Origin of the sequence: Paenibacillus sp. B2(2019), from assembly GCF_008370385.1 — a bacterium.
Lineage (GTDB): Bacteria > Bacillota > Bacilli > Paenibacillales > Paenibacillaceae > Paenibacillus_AQ.
The window spans coordinates 111,237-127,271 of sequence record NZ_VTZR01000020.1 but is presented as its reverse complement, the minus strand read 5'-3'; the positions used below and the strand labels follow the sequence as shown (position 1 = coordinate 127,271).

At 45.4% G+C, this 16,035-nt stretch carries 17 protein-coding genes; 12 read left to right on the top strand and 5 right to left on the bottom strand.

Annotated features, from left to right (window positions below; genetic code table 11):
- Nucleotides 1-118: 118 nt before the first annotated feature.
- The 3 genes from PAENI_RS18310 to PAENI_RS18300 all read right to left on the bottom strand — a co-directional run bounded on the left by PAENI_RS18310 (nucleotide 119) and on the right by PAENI_RS18300 (nucleotide 3,303).
- Nucleotides 119-1,096: an aldo/keto reductase gene (locus PAENI_RS18310; RefSeq protein ID WP_262495643.1), complete on the bottom strand. Its 978-nt coding sequence runs from the start codon at nucleotides 1,094-1,096 to the stop codon at nucleotides 119-121.
- 117 nt (nucleotides 1,097-1,213) lie between these two features.
- Complete coding sequence (locus PAENI_RS18305; protein WP_149646252.1) at nucleotides 1,214-1,777, bottom strand: PadR family transcriptional regulator; 564 nt, start codon at nucleotides 1,775-1,777, stop codon at nucleotides 1,214-1,216.
- 5 nt (nucleotides 1,778-1,782) lie between these two features.
- On the bottom strand, nucleotides 1,783-3,303 hold the full coding sequence (locus PAENI_RS18300; protein WP_149646251.1) for an MDR family MFS transporter: 1,521 nt from the start codon (nucleotides 3,301-3,303) through the stop codon (nucleotides 1,783-1,785).
- A gap of 377 nt (nucleotides 3,304-3,680) precedes the next feature.
- Between PAENI_RS18300 and PAENI_RS18295 the strand changes: the two genes are divergently transcribed.
- The 9 genes from PAENI_RS18295 to PAENI_RS18255 all read left to right on the top strand — a co-directional run bounded on the left by PAENI_RS18295 (nucleotide 3,681) and on the right by PAENI_RS18255 (nucleotide 11,885).
- On the top strand, nucleotides 3,681-3,953 hold the full coding sequence (locus tag PAENI_RS18295; protein WP_256989783.1) for a metal-sensitive transcriptional regulator: 273 nt from the start codon (nucleotides 3,681-3,683) through the stop codon (nucleotides 3,951-3,953).
- A gap of 53 nt (nucleotides 3,954-4,006) precedes the next feature.
- Nucleotides 4,007-4,207, top strand: a complete 201-nt coding sequence (gene copZ / locus PAENI_RS18290; protein ID WP_042184300.1) for a copper chaperone CopZ — start codon at nucleotides 4,007-4,009, stop codon at nucleotides 4,205-4,207.
- Nucleotides 4,208-4,320: 113 nt separating this feature from the next.
- Complete coding sequence (locus PAENI_RS18285) at nucleotides 4,321-6,783, top strand: heavy metal translocating P-type ATPase (protein ID WP_149646249.1); 2,463 nt, start codon at nucleotides 4,321-4,323, stop codon at nucleotides 6,781-6,783.
- A 31-nt stretch (nucleotides 6,784-6,814) separates the two neighbouring features.
- The gene (gene nfsA / locus PAENI_RS18280; protein WP_076299885.1) at nucleotides 6,815-7,567 is read left to right on the top strand and encodes an oxygen-insensitive NADPH nitroreductase; all 753 of its coding nucleotides are present in this window, start codon (nucleotides 6,815-6,817) and stop codon (nucleotides 7,565-7,567) included.
- Nucleotides 7,568-7,761: 194 nt separating this feature from the next.
- Complete coding sequence (locus tag PAENI_RS18275; RefSeq protein WP_149646248.1) at nucleotides 7,762-8,670, top strand: ABC transporter ATP-binding protein; 909 nt, start codon at nucleotides 7,762-7,764, stop codon at nucleotides 8,668-8,670.
- Between the two features lie 2 nt (nucleotides 8,671-8,672).
- A complete protein-coding gene (locus tag PAENI_RS18270) occupies nucleotides 8,673-9,407 on the top strand; it encodes an ABC transporter permease (RefSeq protein ID WP_042184306.1) in 735 nt (244 codons plus the stop codon).
- 4 nt (nucleotides 9,408-9,411) lie between these two features.
- The gene (locus tag PAENI_RS18265) at nucleotides 9,412-10,566 is read left to right on the top strand and encodes a sensor histidine kinase (RefSeq protein ID WP_149646247.1); all 1,155 of its coding nucleotides are present in this window, start codon (nucleotides 9,412-9,414) and stop codon (nucleotides 10,564-10,566) included.
- Entirely contained in the window at nucleotides 10,563-11,165 is a 603-nt protein-coding gene (locus tag PAENI_RS18260; protein WP_042184310.1) for a response regulator transcription factor, read from the top strand. The genes PAENI_RS18265 and PAENI_RS18260 overlap by 4 nt, the downstream gene beginning before the upstream one ends.
- Before the next feature lie 18 nt (nucleotides 11,166-11,183).
- Nucleotides 11,184-11,885, top strand: coding sequence for a histidine phosphatase family protein (locus tag PAENI_RS18255; protein ID WP_149646246.1), 702 nt, complete (start codon nucleotides 11,184-11,186; stop codon nucleotides 11,883-11,885).
- A gap of 108 nt (nucleotides 11,886-11,993) precedes the next feature.
- Here the strand turns inward: PAENI_RS18255 and infC are convergent, their stop codons facing one another.
- Both infC and PAENI_RS18245 read right to left on the bottom strand, forming a co-directional pair.
- Nucleotides 11,994-12,512, bottom strand: coding sequence for a translation initiation factor IF-3 (gene infC / locus PAENI_RS18250; RefSeq protein ID WP_149646245.1), 519 nt, complete (start codon nucleotides 12,510-12,512; stop codon nucleotides 11,994-11,996).
- Between the two features lie 60 nt (nucleotides 12,513-12,572).
- On the bottom strand, nucleotides 12,573-13,478 hold the full coding sequence (locus PAENI_RS18245; RefSeq protein ID WP_149646244.1) for a LysR family transcriptional regulator: 906 nt from the start codon (nucleotides 13,476-13,478) through the stop codon (nucleotides 12,573-12,575).
- Nucleotides 13,479-13,589: 111 nt separating this feature from the next.
- Between PAENI_RS18245 and PAENI_RS18240 the strand changes: the two genes are divergently transcribed.
- The 3 genes from PAENI_RS18240 to PAENI_RS18230 all read left to right on the top strand — a co-directional run bounded on the left by PAENI_RS18240 (nucleotide 13,590) and on the right by PAENI_RS18230 (nucleotide 15,968).
- Complete coding sequence (locus PAENI_RS18240) at nucleotides 13,590-13,994, top strand: tautomerase family protein (RefSeq protein ID WP_149646243.1); 405 nt, start codon at nucleotides 13,590-13,592, stop codon at nucleotides 13,992-13,994.
- A 1-nt stretch (nucleotide 13,995) separates the two neighbouring features.
- Nucleotides 13,996-14,325, top strand: coding sequence for a carboxymuconolactone decarboxylase family protein (locus PAENI_RS18235; RefSeq protein ID WP_149646242.1), 330 nt, complete (start codon nucleotides 13,996-13,998; stop codon nucleotides 14,323-14,325).
- Between the two features lie 86 nt (nucleotides 14,326-14,411).
- Entirely contained in the window at nucleotides 14,412-15,968 is a 1,557-nt protein-coding gene (locus PAENI_RS18230; protein ID WP_149646241.1) for a sigma-70 family RNA polymerase sigma factor, read from the top strand.
- The last annotated feature ends 67 nt before the right edge of the window (nucleotides 15,969-16,035 follow it).

Below are 16,035 nucleotides of genomic sequence, written 5' to 3'. Positions count from 1 at the left end.
TATTTTTATTCGCAATAAAGAACGATACATAGGAGGGGAATGTATTAAAAATAGCCTAATCATGCGAGAGGCACGATTAGGCTATTAAGAATTCTTGCGAGTTTAATTATGGGCTCAGTTAGGGAAGACGAGTACCACGTGAACTAACATATAGGTCATACCATTCTTTACGAGTAAGCTCCAGCTTGTCTGCATCGGCGCAGGCAGCGATGCGCTGCGGATTCACAGTCCCAATCACAGGCTGAATAGCTGCCGGATGTGTCATTAGCCAGGATAGCACTATGGCTTCGGGTGTTGTTCCTTTTTCATCTGCAAGTTGTTTAACCATGGCAGCTGTCTGGACGATATTCTCTGGTTGATCCTCTAATGAACGTCCGCTAAATAAGCCTTGTGCGAGTGGGCCCCAAGCTTGAAGCTGAATGTTCTCCATTCGACAATGTTCAAGGGTTCCTTCGGGAAAGGTAATATCCTTCCAAGGTTCACGGTTTACACTGATTCCAGCATCGACCCAGCTGAGCTTGGCTAGGCTCATGTGTAGCTGGTTTACGATAAAAGGTTCCTCGCAATAGGCTTGCAGCATTTTGATCTGCGCTGCGCTCATATTGGAGACGCCGAAATGACGAACTTTACCTGTTGCCTTTAATTGATGCAAAGCAGAAGCTACTTCCTCCGGATCCATTAAGGGGTCAGGCCGATGGAGAAGCAGAATATCAATATATTCCGTTCCTAGTCGCGACAATATTCCATCTACACTGCTTAGAATATGCTGGCTTGAGAAATCAAACACATTAGAGCTGTCTCCAGGCTCCATTAGCTTAATACCGCACTTCGATTGAATAATGATTTCTTCGCGGAGCCCTGGGCGTTCTTTAAAGATCTGACCGAATACCTTCTCGGCTTTGCCACGGGTATAAATATCTGCATGATCAAACATATTGATTCCAATTGATAGTGCAGCGTCCACGGCTGCATGTCCTTGCTTAACATTCTCGGCGGTAATCGGTTCATGATCCCAGCCCCCACCAAATCCCATACAACCTAGAGCAATACGGCTGGCAGGTATACCACGCTTGTTTAAAGGCAGCGTTCTCAACAATGTGATTCCTCCTAGGAAAAAATGATTGCGTACACGTACATATTGTACACGCTGTAGATTACAGTATGGTATTTATTGTCTCTGGAAAAGAAAAAAAGAGTAGAGGTCCTAAGGCCTCTACTCTGTATTGAGTGGTGTTCCAATGTCATTCAACTTGCGTGCTACAACATCATCATAGAGACGTTGCAGCCATTTTAGTTCAATAAGGGTGTGTTCATAGGTGCCGTACATGAGATGAAGGGCGGAGCGAGGAACAATAGGAATATGTTCTTCATATACCTGATAAGCCAGATTCACCTGATGTTCGGTTTCCCGAATACGTTCTTCGAGCAGCTTCTCCACCTTGTTTTGATCAACATGACGGGACATGGCTAGAGCCATATACATCGGATGATAGAAGGGCTCGTTCTTTTTAATTTGCTGTAGAATTAACTGCTCAAATAAATTTTTACCTTGCTCAGTAATACCGTAAATGGTTTTGTCTGGGCGATCACTGCTGCTAATCACCTCTAAAGCTTCGATATAGCCATCTTGTGCAAGTTTATCGACAGCGTAGTAGAGAGACCCAAGCTGGAGCTTTGTAATCCGGTCCATGGAGCGTTCTTTCATAACTAGTGTAATTTCATAGGGATGCATATTCCGTTCCAGCAGTAGACCGAGAATGGACAATTTCATCGACATAATCGTTACCTTTTACCCTCGGACGCCTGAGCAGTTTTGCTCGGAATAGTGAGGCGGTCTTTTGGCATAAGCAGTACAAAGACTAAACCAAGGACGGCAGGAATCAAGGCCCACATAAAGGTATGTGCGATAGAAGAGGAAAGTGCACTAGATATTTTCTCTAAAATTTCAGGTGGAATCTTGGCTCTTGCTTCAGGTGTCAGGGCTGCCCGTGGATCGCCGAAGGCTGCTGACTGCTCACTTCCGCCAAAAGCTTCGCTAATGCTGCTAGTGAAGTTGTTACGCTGAATAATACCGAAGATCGTAATCCCCAGCGTCATCCCAAGCGAGCGCATAAAGGTACTTGTTGAAGTTGCCGAACCGCGTTGGCGCATATCGAAATTATGGATAGCTGCCATGCTTAGCACGGAGAAGGAGAAGCCCACGCCGAATCCAGTTAAGGCCATGAATACATTAAGCATGAGACGGGAGGTATCTGGTGATAAAGTGCTTAGACTGTAGACACCTGCTACAAAACAGACTGCGGATAGGATCATAATGTTGCGGAAACTGGTTTTGGTTGTAAGTAGCCCACCGGTCTGACTGCCCACGACCGTACCGATCATCATCGGCATGAGGATCAGTCCAGAGTTCGTAGCGGAGCCGCCAAATACGCCCTGTACAAAGATAGGAATGTAGATGGTGGCTACGATAAAGGCAGAGCCATAGAACAAGGCTGTCACACTGCTTGTTGCAAACAACCGTTTACTGAACATCGCGAACGAGATAACAGGTTCAGCCGCCACTCTCTCAATGAGGATGAATGCCAGCAAGAGTACAGCGAAGCCGGCGAATAAGCCGAGAATGACACTGGAATCCCAAGCGTATTGATTGCCTCCCAGTTCTAGCGCAAACATTAGGCAGATAATGGCGCCGACGAGAGTGAAGGCTCCGCCCCAGTCGATGCGCTGTTTAGCGTGAGAGATCGATTCTTTGTAAGAAGTTGCGATCAGAAAAAGTGCAATAATTCCGAGCGGCAGGTTAATGTAGAATACCCATTGCCAGCCTACATAGTCGGTAATATATGCACCCAATAAGGGTCCGAGTACACTGGAGATTCCGAAGACCGCACCGAAAAGGCCGGTCAGCTTTCCTCTTTTTTCAGGAGGGTAAATGTCGAAAACGATGGTGAAGGCGATAGGCATTAGTGCACCGCCGCCGATTCCTTGAATTGCCCGGTAAATACTTAGTTGTGTAATACTGGTTGCAGTACCGCACAGTGCTGAGCCAATCAGGAATACAATCAGTCCGAACATGAAGAAACGTTTACGTCCATACATATCCGAGAGCTTGCCGAAGATAGGGGTCCCAGCCATTACCATGACCATATAGGCCGAAGTGACCCATACGATTTTGTCCAGACCGCCAAGGTCGGAAACAATGGTTCCCATAGCTGAAGCTACAATGGTATTGTCCATCGCGGACATCAGAATACCGAGCAGCAGGCCGATAACTACGAGTTTAAGATTACTTTCTTTAGTATGCATGCTTCGCAGGCTCCTTTTTCTAATAGTGATAAATCCGTTCAAAAAATGTTCATAGGTTAGAAGCAAAATTTATTATATTCAAATTTGAATAGGGTAGCAATAGTTTTTTTCAAATATAAGAAGTATAAGTTTCACACAATACTATATGTCTTATATTTCTCTCTTAAACGCTTACCGTCCTTATAAGGACACCGAAGGCGTTTATGCTTGAAAAAATGGGATTTGGGGGATAGGAAATAAAGAACGCCTCTTGACATACCCTACGGGGGTATATTATATTATTGGCAAGGAGGCTGATTCTTATGTCTACTAGTAAGCAAGAACAAACTGAGAAATCCTGCGAAGCTGACTGTCATTCTTCAGCATCTGGAGAACGAATGAGTCATCATTCGACAGATTTCAAAAATGGTTTGAATACTCGCCTCAACCGGATTGAAGGCCAGATCCGCGGGATAAAGGGTATGATAGAGCGGGATACTTATTGTGACGATGTGCTCAATCAGCTCGCAGCGGTTCAAGCGGCACTAAACGGTGTTGGTAAGATGCTGCTGGAAGGGCATATGAAGAGTTGTATTGTTGAACGGATCGAAGCCGGTGAACATGAGGTTATCGATGAGCTGTTAATTACGGTTAACAAATTAATGAAATAATAAGCTAATGCTCCTTGAGCATGGCTTCATAACATTTACTGGAGGTAATAATAATGTCGAACGCTACATTAAACGTTGAAGGAATGTCTTGTGGTCACTGTGTCAACTCTGTAGAGAAGGCTGTAGGTAATCTTGGAGCTACTGCTAAAGTTGATCTTGCTGCTAAAAAAGTTTCCGTTGAGTATGATGAGAACAAGGTGAGCCTTGGAGCTATTAAAGAAGCTATTGAAGAGCAAGGGTATGATGTAGTTTAATTTGAAGCAAAGTAATAAGGCTTGGAGCTGTATGGGAATGCCATAAGCTCCAATGCCTTTTCTTTTTATAGAAATTATCATACTCTATAGGGGTATGAGGAGGCTTTGGAATCATGGATAAGTTAAAAACAACAGCTTCACCCAATGAACAGCAAGCGACCGTACAGATTACAGGCATGACCTGTTCTGCTTGTGCAGCTCGAATTGAGAAAGGTTTGTCCCGGATGGAGGGTGTTTCTCGCGCAAATGTAAATTTAGCCTTGGAACAAGCCACTGTCGGATTCGATCCTTCTGTATCAGGGTTACCACAAATTGAAGATAAAATCCGCGCTCTTGGTTATGATACCGTCAAAGAGACCGCGGATTTTGATATATCAGGCATGACCTGCGCTGCATGCTCGGCGCGGATCGAAAAAGTGTTGAGTCGTACGCCGGGGATCGCAGCAGTGAATGTGAATTTAGCGCTGGAAACGGCACATGTAGAATATACTCCCGGTAATATTAGTCCAAGAGAGATCATGGAGAAGGTAAGCAATATCGGATATAAAGCTACTCTTAAAGAAGACCGCAAGGATCATGTGGATCGTCGTGTACAGGAAATTCAGCATAAAAAGTGGAAGTGGATCATTTCTGCTATTCTTTCTTTCCCATTGTTATGGGCGATGGCAGGTCATTTCTCATTCACAAGCTGGATTCCAACACAGGAGTTATTTATGAATCCTTGGTTTCAGCTTGTTCTGGCGACCCCCGTACAGTTTATCATCGGTTGGCAGTTCTACGTAGGCGCGTATAAAGCACTTCGTAACGGAAGTGCCAATATGGATGTGTTGGTCGTACTGGGGACATCAGCAGCGTATTTCTACAGTCTTTATCTGACGATTGATTCATTAAGTATGAAGGGAATGAATCATACCGCCCCAATGTATTATGAGACGAGTGCTGTACTCATCACACTCATCCTCGTCGGTAAATGGTTCGAGGCGCTAGCCAAAGGACGTTCCTCTGACGCCATTAAGAGCTTAATGGGGCTTCAGGCAAAGACGGCTCTCGTGATCCGCGATGGCAAAGAAATGAATATTTCGACAGATGAAGTGATTCCCGGCGATATTGTATTGGTGAAGCCCGGAACAAAGGTGCCGGTGGATGGCGAGGTAGTAGAGGGTTCCTCTTCTGTGGACGAGTCTATGTTGACCGGAGAAAGTATTCCTGTAGAGAAAAAACCTGGAGATACCGTTATCGGTGCTACATTAAATAAGAATGGGATCTTAAGAATCAAAGCCAACAAAGTAGGAAGAGACACTGCACTCGCTCAAATCATTAGAGTAGTGGAGGAGGCCCAAGGCTCCAAAGCGCCGATCCAGCGGATCGCGGATGTCATCTCAGGTATTTTTGTACCGATTGTTGTAGGCATTGCGATGATCACTTTCTTGGTCTGGTACTTCTGGGCAGCACCTGGTCAATTTGCCGATGCCCTTGAAAAAGCTATTGCGGTGCTCGTAATCGCTTGTCCATGTGCGTTAGGTCTTGCAACGCCGACCTCCATTATGGCGGGATCGGGCCGCGCTGCGGAGCTTGGTATTCTGTTCAAGGGTGGTGAGCATTTAGAAGGCGCACAAGGGATTAAGATCGTTGTTTTGGATAAGACAGGTACGGTTACAAATGGTAAGCCCGTGCTGACTGATATCGTGACTACCACTGGAATTGCCGCTTATGGTAAAGAAAGTGCAGAGAATCGTCTATTAGCTTTAACTGCGGCAGCCGAGAAATTATCAGAACATCCGCTTGCGGAAGCTATCGTAGCAGGAGCCGCTGACAGAGGTTTGCTCTTACCCACCGCTGAACAGTTTGATAATGTACCTGGACGGGGAATTATGGCTGTTGTCTCCGATCAACAAGTTAGGGTGGGTACACGGCGTATGATGGAAGATCATCAATTGGACATCACAGAGTGGACCCCAGTCATGAAGAGACTGGAAGAGGCAGGAAAGACAGCTATGCTTGTAGCGGTGGACGATGATATTGCCGGGATTGTCGCTGTGGCGGATACGATTAAGCCAACCTCAAAAGCAGCTGTAGCTGCGCTTCATGCGATGGGCATAGAGGTCATTATGATTACAGGTGACAATAAAATCACCGCAGAAGCTATTGCGAAGCAAGCAGGTATTCGAAAAGTGTTAGCAGAGGTTCTACCAGAAGGCAAAGCGGAGGAAGTTCGTAAGTTGCAGCGGAATGGGACAAAGGTAGCTATGGTTGGGGATGGCATCAATGATGCTCCTGCACTGGCTACTGCAGATACGGGCATGGCGATTGGTACAGGGACGGATGTAGCAATGGAGGCTGCAGATATTACACTGATGCGGGGAGATCTGAAGAGCATACCCGATGCCATTATGATGAGCCGTAAAACGATGAGTAATATTAAGCAGAATTTGTTCTGGGCACTTGCATACAATACAATAGGTATACCGATTGCTGCACTCGGATTTCTAGCTCCATGGCTAGCTGGAGCTGCGATGGCATTCAGTTCTGTGTCCGTCGTCTTGAATGCACTTCGTTTGCAGCGGGTAAAGCTTTAAGAGAAACCTAACTATGTAAGGAGTGGCCGCTGTGCAAGAAAACAACGAGACAATATCTCTATTAATGAACCATGCATCTGTCCGCAAGTATCAGGATAAGCCAGTAAGTGAAGAGCAGCTTGCAGCTATTATTGAAGCAGGCCAAATGGCTTCGACTTCCAGCAGTGTACAAGCCTATAGTGTTATTGCAGTGACTGACCCGGCTATAAAAGCAGAGCTTGCCGGATTAGCGGGTAATCAGGCTTATATAGAACAATGCCCAGTCTTCTTGGTCTGGTGCGCGGATCTATATCGGCTGCGTGAGGTGACAAAACCTCATTTGCAGGGAGAGACATCGTATGAAGATTCTGCTGAGAACCTTATTGTAGCTACCGTTGATGTTGCGCTTGCTGCTCAGAATGCTGCTGTAGCTGCGGAATCGCTTGGGCTCGGAATTGTTTATATCGGCGGAATCCGTAACCGGATTGCGGAGGTTTCTGAGCTGCTTGGACTGCCCGAGCTGGTTTACCCGATATTTGGAATGTGTGTGGGCTACCCTGATGGAGCCACAAGCCTGCGTCCGCGTCTGCCATTAGAGGCTGTTCTACATCGTAATCGCTACAATGCCGAAACGACAGTGGAGCAGGTCAAGACTTACGATAAAGTCTCTTCAGACTATATGCGTGAGCGGACTCATGGTGCCAAGGATACACCTTGGTCTGTGATTATGGCAGAACGGTTGGCACAGCCAGCGCGAATGCATATGAAGGAATTCCTTCTCGGAAAAGGATTCTTTAAGAGGTAATCTAGTATTTTCGATTAAAGAGGTTGCCCTATTCGTAGTTAAAACTACGGGTAGGGCAACCTCTTTTTCGTACCCTGAGGCATGAAGGTGACAGTTGTCATCTTAAAGAAATGACAGTCCATACTAATGTCAGGTCTCCTTTTTCCATATGATTGAAATAGATCAAACGCATTCGGAATCGGAGGGGTTACGAAATGGACAGTGTTATTGAGATGAATGGAGTTAGCAAATTATATAAGGATAAGAAAGCAGTAGATAATATCAGCTTCAACATTGCCAAGGGTTCGATTACAGCTATTCTTGGACCGAACGGAGCAGGCAAAACAACGGCATTGGGAATGTTATTGGGGTTATTAGAGCCCACTGAAGGTACAGTGAAAATATTTGGACAACATCCAAAAGATAAAATCGTACGTGAAAAGACCGGCGCGATGCTGCAAGAGGTAAGTGTGATGGATCGGCTGAAGGTTCGGGAGATCATTGCTCTGATCCGTAGCTATTATCCACAGTCGATGGATATGGAGTTTCTAATTAAAGCTACAGGGCTTGCGCCAGCGGATCTGAATAGATACGCCGAGAAGCTCTCGGGTGGTCAAAAGCGTAGTCTAGGCTTCGCGCTGGCCCTGGCTGGTGATCCAGAGCTGATCTTTTTCGATGAACCTACGGTTGGACTTGATATTACTTCCCGGCGGCGGTTCTGGGATACGGTTCGTGGACTTGCGGAGCAGGGAAAGACGATTGTGTTCACGACACATTACTTACAGGAAGCTGAAGATATTGCGGATCGTATTCTGTTGTTTAGCAAAGGCCATTTAGTTGCAGACGGAAGTCCAGATGAGATTAAATCGCGGATTGTGAAGCGTTCGCTGTCCTTTTTGCCAATAGGTGATCGATCTAAATTACGCAGGAGCCTGCTGGAACTAACCGCTATTGAGGGTTGTTATGAAAAAGAGGGCCGAATTCATGTGACGACAGACGATACGGATGAAGCGCTGCGAGCGATTTTTGTTACTGGACTTCCCGTGAAGGATGTTCGTATAGATCAGGGACGTTTGGATGACGCTTTTGAACAATTGACCATGAACCAAGAGGAGGCTATCTAAAGATGAGACTAATTACTGTACAGTGTAAAGCCGAGATGCTGAGGATCATCCGTAATCCTTATTACGTATTCTGGTCATTGCTCATGCCCATTATGTTCTACTTCATCTTCACCCGCGTGGTTAATACAGGTAACGATGACCCGACTTGGCGCGCTCACTACTTAATGTCGATGGCAACCTTTAGTGTAATGGGCTCTGCGATCATGACGCTTGGCATCCGTTTAGTGCAAGAACGAACACAAGGCTGGACTACCTTTATTCGGATTACTCCGCTACCGGGTTCCGTCTATTTCTTCGGAAAAATGTTCGGGCAAACGATGATGCATCTGTTTTCGGTCATTTGTATTTTTGCCGCAGGATATTTAATCAATGGTGTCTCCTTATCTGCGGGTCAATGGGTGCTTAGTGGGCTATGGATTCTGATCGGTTCCCTTCCATTTTTGGCGATTGGTACGCTTGTGGGTGCTATGAAACGGGTGGATACGGCTAGTGGAGTCAGTAACGTGATTTATATGGCGCTTGCTGTAGCAGGGGGCATGTGGATGCCAATTGAGATTTTACCACGTTTAATGCAGAAGATTGGTCATTGGTTACCTTCTTATAACTATGGAAATGGGGCGTGGGAGATTGTACGTGGTTCAGCCCCGCATTGGAGTAATGTCTTGATTTTGCTCGGATATTTGGTAGTTTTTATGTTACTATCGGTTTATATTCGAAAAAAACAGGAAGCGGTGTGAATGAATGGCTGAGCGTGCGCAGTTCCGGTTATTTCCACAAAAACAGGGTTTTTTCCCTTTTGTATGGGCTGTTTATCTGGTTTTGCCCATCCTGAATTTGCGCGGGGAGACTGGAATAAAGCTCATTCTGGGTGGGATGATGATAGCGGTGTTTGCCATCAGCTATCGCCAGCTGTATTGGGTTCGGGGTGGAGTCTTTAATGTCTGGCTGATTATTCAAATGGTGATCATCGTGGTGCTTAGTTTGTTTTATACGCCCTTTAATCTGTACATGGGCTTTTTCACTGCGAATTTCATAGCTTACTATACGGAGAATAAAGGGTTCAAAATTGCATTTACTTCTTTTGTGGTCATGGTACTTTCTGTGCTGGTCTTAGTGGGTCGTGATATGGATTGGGGAAGCATGATATTTTTAGCTCCATTTATCATTATTATGTTGATTAGTCCATTCGGAGTGAGATCCATGAATCGGAATCAGAAGCTGGAGAAAGAGCTGGATCAAGCCAATGAGGTGATTAAAGAGCTGGTGAAGCGTGAGGAACGGATGCGAATCGCTCGTGATTTACATGATACGCTCGGGCATACGTTGTCCTTGATTACATTAAAAAGCCAACTCGTAGAGAAGCTGGTGACCAAAAATACGGAGCGAGCCCAAGAGGAGGCGCGAGAAATTCAGCGTACTTCGCGGGCTGCGCTCCGTCAGGTGCGTGAGCTAGTGTCGGAAATGCGTGCGATCTCGGTAGCAGAGGAACTGGCAGAAGCCGGGGAAATGTTGCGAACAGCGGAGATTGCCTTAGAAGTGGAGGGCGATATTTCGTTAGAAGGAGTACCCGACTTGACGCAAAATATTCTCAGCCTCTGCATCAAAGAAGCTGTGACTAACATTGTGAAGCATAGTAGAGCAGATAAATGTTTCATCGGGGTGGCAAAGACCGCCGGAGAAGTTCGAATTACCGTTAAAGATAACGGAATTGGCCTCCAGAACGGTGAGAGATGTAATGGTGAGCTTAGTGATGGAAATGGTATGAAGGGGATGGCGGAACGTCTATCCCTGATTGATGGCTCTTTGTCGCTAAGCTCAGAAGAAGGTCAGGGAACTACGCTGATCGTTATGATCCCTCTAATCGTTAAGGAAGCAACAGGAGGTGAGAGTGCATGATAACCATCGTTATAGCGGAGGATCAACGTCTGCTTCGGGGAGCGATGGCATCGCTGCTGGATCTTGAGGATGATATCGAAGTCGTCGGAGAGGCTTGTGATGGAGCTGAGGCGTTAGCTTTAATCGACAGGCTTCAGCCGGATGTATGTCTCATGGACATTGAAATGCCGTTCAAGAGCGGGTTGGAGGTTGCAGAAATATTGCGGAGTAAAGGTTGTCCGACTCGAATTATCATCTTGACTACCTTTGCCCGTCCGGGCTATTTCGAGCGTGGAGTGAAGGCTGGTATACAAGGATATTTGTTGAAGGACGAGCCTGTAGATAAGCTGGCTGAATCTATTCGCCGTGTCATGGCTGGACATCGGGAGGTATCCCCCGAGTTAGTTTTTGGTAGCCTGCGGGAAGAAAATCCACTAACAGCACGGGAACGAGAGATTTTAAAGTTGGCTGGTGAAGGGCAAACGGCGGCGGAGATCGCTTTTTCGCTACATCTTTCTTATGGCACAGTTCGCAATTATATTTCTGAAATACTCAATAAGCTGGAAGTGAAAAGTCGAATTGAGGCGGTACGACTGGCAGAGGAAAAAGGCTGGATTTGAGGGGAGCAGGAAATTATTATGCAAATATTTCTGATTCGTCATGGGGATCCAGACTATTCCATAGATGGTCTAACAGAATTCGGGCATCAGGAAGCAGCAGCACTAGGAAAACGCATGGCAGCTATCGGTCTGGATGAACTATATGCTTCACCACTGGGTAGAGCACAGACAACAGCCAGTTATGTGGCCAAAGAGACGGGACTTGTAATTCAGACAGAACCTTGGACTTCTGAACTGGATTGGACAGAGATTATGTTAGATGGACAATTGTCGTCTATTTGGGATAGCCCCGGAGAACATATTAGCGAACTATCGAGTGGAAAGAGAGTATGGTCTGATGAAACAGATCATTGGTTGAAGCAAGAGGAATACAGATTGCGGTTCAGCGAATTACAAGCAGCTTCAGATCAATTCTTAATTCTACACCATTATAAAAGAGAAGATGGCCTGTATCGGATCCTTGAGCCTTCTACCAAGAAGATTGGAGTAGTATGCCATGGTGGCTTTGGTCTCACATGGCTAGCTCATTTATTACAGATTCCTTTAGCTTTGGCTTGGTCCGTATTTTGGTTAGCCCCAAGCTCGGTAACGACGATCTTGTTTGAAGAGCGCAGCGAGCACTTTGCGGTTCCTAGATGTATTGGACTAGGAGATGTTTCCCACCTTTATGCTGGCGGCATGAACTATCGCCCGAGGGGATTAATGGGCAATCATGTTTAAAGTGAATGCTTAAGGGTGAGTTAGAACATTGCCTATGAAGTGAAAGGCCATCCCACAGAGGATGGCCTTTTTACTAGCTCTATATGATCGGAACGAATAGAGCACTCTTCAACGTGGATTTAATTTCACCTGAGACCCTTTACCACCTGTCTGGATGCCAGTGTCCTTCGTTCCAACTTCCTTCAAGTCAGTCACTAGTCGCTCCAATACGGCCTTGGAAGCCGCAGCTTCTTTGGCACCGGATGCCTTCACGACTAATTGGACTGGCTTGCCAGAGCGGAGATGCTTCTCTGCCTGGCGAAGCTTTGTATCGTAATCATGCTCTTCAATATGAGCCGTGAAGCGGAGCTCTTTAACCTTTTCCTTGCTGCCTCCCTTTGCTGCCGAGCCTGCGCTCGCCTTGCGTGTTGCTGCTGCTTCCTTCTGTGCAGCTGCTTTTGCCTTGCCCTTTGCGGTCAGGCTGCAGGGTGGAGGGCTACTCATTAGTGAGGTGCATACCAGATCAGCACCTGCTGAACGAGCCATGGCCAGCGCCTCTTCTCTGGACACAATCCCCAGCTGCTCACCTCTAAGTCCAGTAAGTACTACTTCGGATGCTCTAATTTGTTCGTTAATTAATACGGCCACTTGGGTGAATCCTCCCTGAGAACAATGATATAGCTATCATATATGGAACTAGCTTGAGGTTCAAATATGGAGCGTAGGATTAGCGTTGCTAATCCTCTCAATTTCCCCTTTTATGATTTGTATGAATAGTTTTTTAGATGATGTTGCTAAATATTCTCGGTTGCGCCGCTGCAATAAACCCACTTGAATGAACGGCTCGCTTAGTTCAACATCGATTTTTACGATATCTGTCATTAAAGATGTCGAATCAAGCACTACCCCCACCCCAGGGTTCTTTCTTATAAAATGAGGAATAGCAGAAATTTGACTTATGGTGGATAGAGTGGGCTTTGATTCGAATCTCGAAAATTGCTTAGCTAACCGAAGGTAATATAAGCAGGTGCGTCCTCCAGCTATAATTGGATATTCAAGAATTTCTCGAAATGAAATATCGTCTCGTCCGCTTAAAGGATGATTGTGATCTACTATAAAAGCTATTTTCTCGTGATAGAGCGGTTCGAAATAAAAGAAAGACAGGTCGGACGGCTCACCGCAGATGGCGAAATCCAGTTCACTTTGTAGAACAAGTTGTGAGAGCGAATCAGTGTTACCCTGAATGAAGTTACATGCCATCTTTGGTTTTTGCTCATGAAACTTTCGCAAGGCGTTCGGTAGGACGGATTCCATCATGGATTCAATGCCTCCGATATGAAGTGTGCCAATTTCGTCATGTTGTAAAGCCTTGGTGAGTTCTGATACATAGTTCCAATGTTGAATAAGGTCATCGATTTCCGCTGCAAAAACTTGCCCAGCACTTGTCAGTTCTACTTCCCAGCCTCTGTGAAAGAGTTGTATGCCAAGTTCTTTTTCAAGACGTTGAATTTGGTTTGTAATGGTAGACTGCGCATAATTCAACTTCTCGGCAGCGCGTGAGAAAGTGCCTTCTTGAAGGATGGTCTTAAAGGCCATCAGTTCTTTTAGATCCATCGATTGTCACCTCCATCGGTATAATTGATTAAGATTATTATCTTATTCAATTATATAAATCAAAATACTGAGAGTACAATAAAAAGAATTCCAAAGAAGGAGTGAATTAAAATGCCATTCATTAGAGTCAGTTATCTGGAGCAACAATACGACATTCATCAGCTAGAAGGAATATGCAGAGCGATTATGAGCGCGTTAATTCAGCATTTCCATGTACCGGAGGATGATATGTTTCAGGTTTTTCATGCGCATAAAGCGGGGGAGTTTTTTTATAGTAAAGATTATTTAAATATTGAACGAAGCGACGGACTGATATATATCCAAGTTACGCTAAAATCGGGAAGATCAACAGAGCAGAAAACAAGCTTTTACGCGATGCTAGCCGAGGAATTATCGATGACGCTAAACATCAGAAAAGAAGATATATTCATTGTGCTCGTCGACACGGAATTCGAAGATTGGTCGTTTGGTAACGGTGTTGCTCAAATGCTACAACCTCCGCTTAGGGAGGTGTAATATGGCGCATCGGAAAATCGTCACAAATGTACGGGAATCGTTAGGGGAGTTCGCTCCAGCATTCGTCGACTACTCGGAAAATGTGTTATTTGGGGACTTATGGAAACGGGAGCAATTATCACTTCGGGATCGTAGCATGATTACGATTTCTGCTTTGGTGATGGGGGGCATGACCGAACAACTCCCCTATCATTTGCGCTTGGCTTTAGAGAACGGATTACAACTTGAAGAAATCGTGGAGGCCATTACCCACCTTGCTTATTATGTAGGCTGGCCGCGAGCCTCTTCAGCTTTAGAGGTTGCAAAGGATGTAATAGGAAAAAATAAATAACGTCTGACTTTTTTAATCTCATCCGTAACCTTTGGGAACTTCATTGGCACTTGTATATAATACGGAAGAAGGGAGCGAGCGAAGGTATGCTTCAGTATATTGAAGAGGCAGGGCGAGGAGATCGTCAAGCTTTTGAACAGATCGTTAGGCACTTTACACCGATGGCAAATGCAGTTGCGTTCGAAAAGCTGCGTGACTATCAATTAGCGGAAGATGCTGTGCAAGAAGCCTTCACAGAAGCCTTCCTGCATTTGAATAAATTAAGAGAAGTAGAGGCATTTCCAGGCTGGTTTAAAGCGATTGTGGCAAGGCAATGTTATCGTATTTTGCGAAGAAAGCAGCATCCTGCAGTACCTTACGATGAAGCAGTGGAATCGAGAGAATCTTCATTTAATGTGACAGACATTATTGAGAAAAAAGAAGCGCGGCGACTGCTTCACGAGTCTATAGCTGCATTGACATCCAATATGCGGATCGCCGTTCAATTATATTATTTTCAAGGCTACTCACTACAAGAGATTGCTGACTTTCTGGGGACTTCGGTTTCGGTATTGAAGAAGCGACTTTTTGATGCCCGCCGCAAACTGAAAGGTGCATTGCCTGTGGCAGATGTTCTTTCCGTATTCAACCATTTGTACGAAGGGGGAAAAGATGTGCTTCACATTGTAAATGGAGATGTAGTGGGAGAGAAGCTGCGGCAAGGAATCGTGAAAGGTGATGTACTAGTGTGGAGAGAGGTCTACTCTCATGGGCCGGTCTTTTTAGAGCCTGCGGAACAGAATAACCGCTTAGTAAGAGCGCATTATTTAGAACAAACGATGGGGATTCCGCAGAAGGAATTTATACAGATCAGTAAGGAACAGGAAAAGATCTTAGCTGATTTTCATAAATATGATGAAGTTGTATTATGGTTCGAGCATGATCTATTCGACCAGACGATGCTGTGCTATTTGCTCCATTGGTTCTCGAAGCAAAAGAAGGGATCCACGAAGCTGAGTTTATTGTGCATTGGAGAATATCCCGGTATTGAGCTGTTTCGAGGACTTGGACAACTATCTGTAGAGCAAATGGAGACTTTATCAGGAACGTGGAAGTTAATCGGCGACAAGGAGCTAAAGGTAGGCCAAGAACTCTGGGAAGCCTATGCTTCGCCTAATCCAGAATTGTTGCAGCAACGATTAACTACAGATACATCCGCTTTACCATTTGCACATGACGCCTTCATAGCGCATTTATCACGTTTCCCATCGACCTATAATGGACTTGGGATTGTGGAACAGATGACTCTGGAAATGATTCATGAGGGAATAAACTCACCCTATGAGCTGTTCAAAAATGTGGGAGATAAGCTTCATATACTAGGCATGGGCGATTTGCAATATTGGCATATTCTAAGACAGATGGCACAACGCCCGTACCCTTTGCTGCAAACCCATGGGTTCAATGATTTTCCTGGTTATAACGATCCAGTAATGCCATTCAAAGACTGCGAGCTTGCATTAACCGAGCTAGGCAAAAGTGTATTGGCTGGAAATGAAGACTGGGTTCAGAAAAAAGGAATCGATGAATGGTATGGAGGGGTGCATCTGCAAGGATCGACTCCGCGCTGGCGATGGAATTCGTCTTCGCAAGCGATTCAATAATTTAAAGATTGTAAGTTAGAGAAGGGGCTGTCTCAAAAGTAGTGAATGCTACTTAGAGGCAGCTTCT